1 protein-coding gene is annotated in these 1565 nt (G+C 62.8%); it reads left to right on the top strand.

Annotation, left to right across the window (positions count from 1 at the left end; genetic code table 11):
* The first annotated feature begins 413 nt into the window (after positions 1–413).
* Positions 414–839, top strand: coding sequence for a hypothetical protein (locus FW784_RS13965; protein ID WP_149353928.1), 426 nt, complete (start codon positions 414–416; stop codon positions 837–839).
* Positions 840–1565: the final 726 nt, after the last annotated feature.

The following is a 1565-nucleotide window of genomic DNA, read 5'->3' on the forward strand; positions in this document are numbered from 1 at the left end:
TCCACGCCGGGCCGGGGCCTAACAATTCGTCCAAGCCGACGCCGCTTCGCGGCGCGGCTTAACTCAGGTGTTAGGCCCCGTAATGAAAGCTCCGCGCATCCGAACATGGCATCTCGCGACTCTCGCCGGAATTGCCGGCCTGATTGCCGCGTATCTTCTCTTGGCGGCCTATTCCACAGCCTCCCTTCGCTTTTGGCACTGTGGTCCGGCCGTTGCGAACGCCACCGAGCCCTTCTGCCAAGCTGCGTGGCGCGCACTGCGGCTCTCTGGGCTTTGGGCTGCGGCATCCGGGCTGCTCGCGCTAGCCGCGATCGCGCTGAAAATCCGAAACCGCAACCATCGCCCGGGGCCTAACAATTCGTCCAAGCCGACGCCGCTTCGCGGCGCGGCTTAACTCAGGTGTTAGGGCGCACATGGAACAGCTACGCGGTTTCGCGCACGTGCTCCTCGCCAGCCTGCTTTGGCTCGCGGTCTGGGCGGTGCTGTCGTATGTCGGTATGGTGGCTGTCGCGTTTTGGTCGGCTCCTCCGCAGCCGGATCTCGCTACCACGCTTGTTCTGGCGGGCATTGTCGTCCTCGTCGGCCTGCTCTTCGCCGTGCCGGTCCTTGTCGTGCTGGCCGCGCCGGCCTACGCGCTTCTTCTGCGCTCCGGCAGGGCTTCACTTGCAAGCGCGGCGGCCGTCGGGCTCGTTCCCGGCGCCGTCACATTCGCCTTCAGTCGCGAGCTGGGCTGGCCAGCGATCGCAACAGGGCTTTTCGTAAGCCTGGCAACCCATTGGTCCTGTAAGGTGCGCCCTAACAATTCGTCCAAGCCGACGCCGCTTCGCGGCGCGGCTTAACTCAGGTGTTAGGCCTCATGACGCGGATCCTCGCACTCGTTCTGCTAAGCATCGCTGGTTGCAGCACCACTCCCACCGCACCAATTCGGGATGCGGAGCTGAGCTTAGGTGGCGTTGCTATCGGTGACACTGAGCAGGCCGTTATCGCTCGCCTCGGTGAGCCCTCGCGGCAATCTGACACTGGCGAGGGAGTTGAGCTGCAGTACGCTGACCTCTCGGTTGTTATCGGCTGGTTGGAGCAGCAGAGCCCGCTCAAACAGCGTCGCGTTATGCAGGTCGCTGCTACGGGGCCAAGAGCTTGTACTCCGTCTGGGGTCTGTCCTGGCATGCCATTTGACCGCGCCGTCTCGCTTTACGGACAGCCGGTAATCGCTCCCCGTCGCATCGGCAACTTTATGGAGTACTACAGCAGCCAGTCGTCCTGTTGGCTGCAATTTTCCGCACCGGATGGCACCATCCAATCAATTGCTGCGGTCTGCCAGCCATGAGGCCTAACAATTCATTCAAGCCGACGCCGCTTCGCGGCTCGGCTTAATTCAGGTGTTAGGCCGCACTGTGGAACACCTCGCCAAGCGCGTAAGAGCTTCGCTGTTACCGCTGCACTCTCCGCTGTAACGCCTCGCGGGCCGCACTCGCCTCGGTAATCGCTGTCCCCACCTTGACCCGCTTGCTCCGTCAAGCGAGCATCCCGTTACCGGCTCCGAAATGGGAGCTAATCGGTGTTAG

The organism is Cognatilysobacter lacus, from assembly GCF_008274655.1.
Lineage (GTDB): Bacteria > Pseudomonadota > Gammaproteobacteria > Xanthomonadales > Xanthomonadaceae > Cognatilysobacter > Cognatilysobacter lacus.

Bases quoted from the DNA above. Each gene is read 5' to 3' on its own strand.
- FW784_RS13965 (WP_149353928.1), top strand. From the start codon at position 414: ATGGAACAGCTACGCGGTTTCGCGCACGTGCTCCTCGCCAGCCTGCTT.